The following is a 5,390-nucleotide window of genomic DNA, read 5'->3' as shown; positions in this document are numbered from 1 at the left end:
ATACCACGAGCTTTTTCTTCTGGCGCGTTATCGATCTGGTCGAAAGCACGTGCAGAACCGCCGTAGGTTTTAGCCAGTACGGTAGTGATCGCTGCAGTCAGGGTAGTTTTACCGTGGTCAACGTGGCCGATAGTACCGACGTTAACGTGCGGTTTTGTACGTTCAAACTTTTCTTTAGACATCGATTGTCCCTCTAAGACACGGATAAATCGGTGGTATCACCACATCAACCAAGCATTTGCTCGTTGAATCCAGAACAGAAAGAAAATCAGGGGGCGAGAAATTAAGAAGTGGTGCTGATAGGCAGATTCGAACTGCCGACCTCACCCTTACCAAGGGTGCGCTCTACCAACTGAGCTATATCAGCACATCTTGGAGCGGGCAGTGGGAATCGAACCCACATCATCAGCTTGGAAGGCTGAGGTAATAGCCATTATACGATGCCCGCATCCTGGAACTCGGCTACCTGATTTTTCTGTAGAATTTTGGGATGGAGCAGGATTGTTCATCACTCGGCTCGCATCCTTCGGGCCGGCTGCGCCTTGCGCTGCACAGCTCGAACCTTGCCGAAGGCTTTCGCCCTCTCCTCCCGCCATCAACCGTTGCGGTATTTATCGCATCTCAGTTAATCGCCGAAGGCAAGATTTGGTGGTGGGGGAAGGATTCGAACCTTCGAAGTCTGTGACGGCAGATTTACAGTCTGCTCCCTTTGGCCGCTCGGGAACCCCACCAGATTTTAACTACTTGTGACTTGAATGGTGCCGGCTACCGGAATCGAACTGGTGACCTACTGATTACAAGTCAGTTGCTCTACCTACTGAGCTAAGCCGGCATCAAGTGCAGCGCATTCTAGGTAGAGCGGGCGACCTATGCAACAAAAAAATTGCTTTACGCGCACTTTCGCTCATAAATCAGTCAATTTTGCATACTGTCATGCAATTTGCAGCCTGCGGCGTGCAAACATTCATCACTCGCGGCAATCATTCTCTACAATTTTATCCACTTTTTGCAAGCCTTGAGCGCCGCTTTCTCCGTGTCGGGCTTCTCAAAACACTTAACCCGCGCTGGTAAACTGTGAGCGGGATCGATGCACCAAAAAGGGGATACCTGCCCCGGACTGCGGCGTGGGCTACACTGATCCCTCGCCCTTTTGCCGTTGCTATGCCTTTCGCCGCTGTGGCTCAGTTATTGCTTCTCTTCATTACCCCCATCCCAGGAGGAATGACCGATGAAAATAGTGCCTATCAACGCCGCTACGCTCCCAATTTACCGCGATGAATTGGCCCGCCTGTTGACCGATGCCGTCACGCACGGCGCTTCTGTCGGTTACGACACCTTAATTCCTCACGAAGACGCCGAGAGCTACTTCCACAGTCTGCGACCGGCCCTGGCCAAAGGTGAGCTGCTGCTGTGGATTGCCCGTGACGATCGCGGCGTCGTTGGCACCGTGCAACTCGAACTTTGCCAGAAGCCGAACGGCCGTAATCGTGCGGAGGTGGTAAAGCTGTTGGTGCATAGCCGTGCTCGCCGCAACGGCGTAGGTCAGGCTCTGATGAAGACGCTGGAGTACGCGGCACTGCAGCAGCAACGCGGGCTATTGTATCTGGATACGCAGGCCGGTTCGGCGGCAGAAGCGCTTTATCGCAGCCTGGGTTATCGCTGTTTGGGTGAGCTGCCGGATTATGCAGCGGGTCCCGATGGGCATTACCATCCGACCGTCATTTATTACAAACGTCTGTTCACCGTAAATCAGCCTTCGCGCGCCATCGCCAGTTAGTCTTCAGGCGGTATCCGGCTCTGATGATACCGCCTTGTAACCCCGCTTTATCAACTGCGCGCCGCTTCGCACAATTGACATAAACTGCTGCCTATCGACAACTTTTGCGAAAAAAGTCTACGCCAAAAACGAAGCTGTCTATAATATGCAGCTTGTTTATTCTCTGGAGTTGGCGTCCGGCGCCTTTCCCAACCTGCGTTAACAGGCAGAATTTGGCTTATGATAAAAAGAGATCAATCTTTAGCAACGCCTTACCTACAGTTCGATCGTACCCAATGGGCTGCGTTGCGAGATTCGGTGCCGCTGACGTTGTCGGAAGAAGAGATCGTTAAACTGAAAGGGATTAACGAAGATCTCTCGTTGGAAGAAGTTGCGCAGATTTATCTGCCGCTGTCACGGCTGTTGAACTTCTATATCAGTTCCAACCTGCGTAGGCAGGCGGTGCTCGAGCAATTCCTCGGCACCGACGGGCAAAAGATTCCCTATGTCATCGGCATCGCCGGCAGCGTAGCCGTAGGTAAGAGCACAACCGCACGTCTGTTGCAGGCGTTGTTGAGCCGTTGGCCAGAACACCGCAGCGTTGAGTTGATCACGACCGACGGCTTCTTGCACCCTAATAAGGTGCTGAACGAACGCGGCCTGATGAAGAAAAAAGGCTTCCCGCAGTCTTACGATATGCATAGCCTGGTGAAATTCGTGTCGGAAGTGAAATCCGGCGCCAAACGCGTCACCGCCCCGGTTTATTCCCATTTGATCTATGACGTTGTACCCGAAGGTAATAAAGTCATCGAGCAACCGGATATTCTGATCCTGGAAGGGCTTAACGTGTTGCAAAGCGGTATGGATTATCCTCACGATCCGCATCGCGTATTCGTTTCCGACTTTGTCGACTTCTCTATATATGTCGATGCGCCGGAAACGCTATTACAAAGCTGGTATATCAATCGTTTTCTGAAATTCCGTCAGGGCGCATTTTCCAATCCCGATTCTTATTTCCATAATTATTCAAAATTGCCGGAACCGGAGGCGATTAATATCGCCACGCAATTATGGAATGAAATTAACGGATTGAATTTGCAGCAGAATATACTGCCCACCCGTGAACGCGCCAGCCTGATAATGACCAAAAGCGCTAACCACGCCGTTGAAAGCGTGCGTTTAAGAAAGTAAGCCTACCGATCGATTCAGGGGACGTTACTGTCCCCTTGTCTTTTCTCACTATTCCGCGCTGCGCAGCGATATCTCGCCACCGATGAAGGGCTTGATCTCCCCGTCCTGTTCCAGCAGCAGTGCGCCCTGTGAATCGATTCCTCGGGCGATACCCACAATCTGCCGCTCGCCAATCAGCAGCTTGACCGGCCTGTCGATAAAGTTATCCAGGGTACGCCAGCGACCGATAAAGGGCGCGAGTCCGTCTATCTCAAACTGTTTCAATGACTGACGCAGTTCATTAAGCAAGGTTGCAGCCAGTTCATTGCGATCGATCTGAATTCCCGCTTCCTGTAGGTTAATCCATCCCTGAGTAATGGCGCTGGCATTGGTATCACGCATCGCCAGGTTGATGCCGGCGCCGATGACCAGTTGAGCCGCATCGCCGGTTTTTCCCGTCAGTTCGACCAGGATCCCCGCTAATTTACGATCGTTCAGATAAAGATCGTTAGGCCACTTCACGCGCACATCAGCCGCACCGAGGCGCTGCAAGACCTCCGCCATCACCATCCCGATCACCAGGCTAAGCCCCATAGCCGCTGCCGGCCCCTGCTCCAGTCGCCAGAACATCGACAGATATAAATTAGCGCCGAATGGCGAGATCCACTGCCGCCCGCGGCGCCCTCGTCCAGCCTGTTGGTATTCAGCGACGCAGGCATCACCAGAGTGCAATTCGTCGATGCGGTCCAGCAAGTATTGGTTGGTGGAATCGACCACCGGCAACACGCTTACACGCTTGTCTTCCAGCAGGCTGAGGATTCGCTTGGCTTCCAACAGCTGGATGGCGCCAGGCAGGCTATAGCCTTTTCCGGGCACGGTAAAGACATCCAGTCCCCATTCACGAATGGTCTGAATATGCTTATTGATCGCCGCGCGACTCATGCCCAGTGACTCACCGAGGTGTTCACCGGAATGGAATTCGCCGTCAGCCAGCAGCGCGATCAGTTTTAACGGAACCTTGGTATCTTTCATGACAGCACCGCCACGGCATTCAGTTCACCGGTCGCGCCAATAAAACGCACCTCAGGTTCCAGCCACACGCCGAATTTATCAGCCACCGTCTTGCGTACGTGGCGCGCCAACGCCACCACATCCTGACTGTGGGCGTTGGCGATGTTCACCAGCACCAGCGCTTGTTGGCGGTGTACCGCAGCGCCACCGATACGATATCCTTTCAGTTCGCATTGATCGATAAGCCATCCGGCGGCCAGCTTCACCTGGCCATCCTGCTGTGGATAATGCGGCATACCGGGATATTGAGCGATGAGTTCTGCGGCTTTCTCTGCGTTCACCAGCGGATTCTTGAAGAAGCTGCCGGCATTGCCGGTTTCACGCGGATCGGGCAGCTTGCTGCGGCGCATGGCGCATACGGATTCAAATACCTGAAGTGGCGTCACCGTGGCAGGATCCAGCTTGGCCAGATCGCCGTAGCTCAATTTGGGTTGCCACTGTTTGTTGAGACGCAGACCCAGCCCAACAATGACATGTCCGGTCTGGAAACGGTGTTTGAAAATACTTTCCCGGTAGCCAAAACCACACTCGGCAGCCGGAATACGATCGATAGCGCCGGTAGAGAAGTCCAGCAGATCGACATACTCGCAGACGTCTTTCAATTCGACGCCGTAGGCGCCGATGTTCTGGATAGGGGCGGAACCGGCCAATCCAGGAATCAACGCCAGGTTTTCCAGACCGCAGATCCCGGCCTGCAGCGTATATTGCACCAGGTCATGCCAATTTTCACCGGAGCTGACGTGGAGATACCAGGCATCGTTATCTTCCCGAACATCAATACCCTTCAACTGATTGACCATTACTGTGCCAGAAAAATCCTCCAGGAACAGCACGTTGCTACCTTCACCGAGAATCAGCAACGGCTCCTGACGCTTGCGCGTTTGTTGCCACACCTTGAGCATCAGCTCAATTCTATCGGCCATGATCAGGTGCGCTGCGTTGACCGGGAGCGCAAACGTATTGTGGTTTTTTAAAGACGCGCTTTCAGTAGACATAACGTTCAGTACCCATACGGAAATAATCTTCCGCCTAGTCTACTCGATTCGAGGCGTCTGGCTAATATTTGTTTTAATTAACGTGAAATTTATCGACTAATACACTGAAGAATTAAGACTTATCTTTGATATAACCGGATAATTCTCATCAGTCTGTTCATAGATAGATATTTTTATTATTTAAATAATAATCTGGAACTATCAATTATATATTTAGCTGGCTATTTCCCTAGCAAAGAAACATTATGCTTCCTTATAAGGATAAGCTACATATGCCCAAAAAGGCATTTTTCAAAGTAATAGATACTGTCAGGATATTTATTTTACGCACAGCAAAAAGCCCTGAACGTCAGTTCAGGGCTTTCGGCTTTGTTTGATGCCTGGCAGTGTCCTACTCT

At 52.0% G+C, this 5,390-nt stretch carries 5 protein-coding genes, 4 tRNA genes and 1 other RNA gene; 2 read left to right on the top strand and 8 right to left on the bottom strand.

The features are described 5' to 3' along the window. The 6 genes from AC2CGI_RS24010 to AC2CGI_RS23985 all read right to left on the bottom strand — a co-directional run. The coding region (locus AC2CGI_RS24010; RefSeq protein ID WP_010287081.1) for a GTP-binding protein at positions 1 to 182 on the bottom strand (182 nt) is incomplete at its 3' end. A 109-nt stretch (positions 183 to 291) separates the two neighbouring features. Continuing rightward, positions 292 to 367, bottom strand: a tRNA-Thr gene (locus AC2CGI_RS24005). A 6-nt stretch (positions 368 to 373) separates the two neighbouring features. Further along, positions 374 to 448 (bottom strand) — tRNA-Gly (locus AC2CGI_RS24000). Positions 449 to 484: 36 nt separating this feature from the next. Further along, positions 485 to 600, bottom strand: a non-coding RNA gene (locus AC2CGI_RS23995) — RtT sRNA. A gap of 46 nt (positions 601 to 646) precedes the next feature. Further along, positions 647 to 731 (bottom strand) — tRNA-Tyr (locus AC2CGI_RS23990). 25 nt (positions 732 to 756) lie between these two features. Further along, positions 757 to 832, bottom strand: a tRNA-Thr gene (locus AC2CGI_RS23985). A gap of 396 nt (positions 833 to 1,228) precedes the next feature. On the opposite strand from AC2CGI_RS23985, the gene AC2CGI_RS23980 reads away from it, so the two are divergent. Together AC2CGI_RS23980 and coaA are read left to right on the top strand one after the other, a co-directional pair. Beyond that, entirely contained in the window at positions 1,229 to 1,777 is a 549-nt protein-coding gene (locus AC2CGI_RS23980; protein ID WP_004929422.1) for a GNAT family N-acetyltransferase, read from the top strand. Positions 1,778 to 1,996: 219 nt separating this feature from the next. Further along, complete coding sequence (gene coaA / locus AC2CGI_RS23975; protein ID WP_025304936.1) at positions 1,997 to 2,947, top strand: type I pantothenate kinase; 951 nt, start codon at positions 1,997 to 1,999, stop codon at positions 2,945 to 2,947. Between the two features lie 48 nt (positions 2,948 to 2,995). Here the strand turns inward: coaA and birA are convergent, their stop codons facing one another. After that, complete coding sequence (gene birA / locus AC2CGI_RS23970) at positions 2,996 to 3,958, bottom strand: bifunctional biotin--[acetyl-CoA-carboxylase] ligase/biotin operon repressor BirA (RefSeq protein WP_004929427.1); 963 nt, start codon at positions 3,956 to 3,958, stop codon at positions 2,996 to 2,998. Then, complete coding sequence (murB, locus tag AC2CGI_RS23965) at positions 3,955 to 4,992, bottom strand: UDP-N-acetylmuramate dehydrogenase (RefSeq protein ID WP_004929433.1); 1,038 nt, start codon at positions 4,990 to 4,992, stop codon at positions 3,955 to 3,957. Before murB ends, birA begins: the two co-directional genes overlap by 4 nt. Between the last annotated feature and the right edge of the window lie 398 nt (positions 4,993 to 5,390).

The sequence above is a fragment of the Serratia sp. LSHTC3 genome, from assembly GCF_057197125.1.
This window is presented reverse-complemented; position numbering and strand designations above follow the sequence as displayed.

Excerpts from the sequence above, each read along its gene's own strand:
- AC2CGI_RS23980 (WP_004929422.1), top strand. The coding sequence starts at position 1,229 with ATGAAAATAGTGCCTATCAACGCCGCTACGCTCCCAATTTACCGCGAT.
- murB (WP_004929433.1), bottom strand. The coding sequence starts at position 4,992 with ATGTCTACTGAAAGCGCGTCTTTAAAAAACCACAATACGTTTGCGCTC.
- coaA (WP_025304936.1), top strand. The coding sequence starts at position 1,997 with ATGATAAAAAGAGATCAATCTTTAGCAACGCCTTACCTACAGTTCGAT.
- birA (WP_004929427.1), bottom strand. The coding sequence starts at position 3,958 with ATGAAAGATACCAAGGTTCCGTTAAAACTGATCGCGCTGCTGGCTGAC.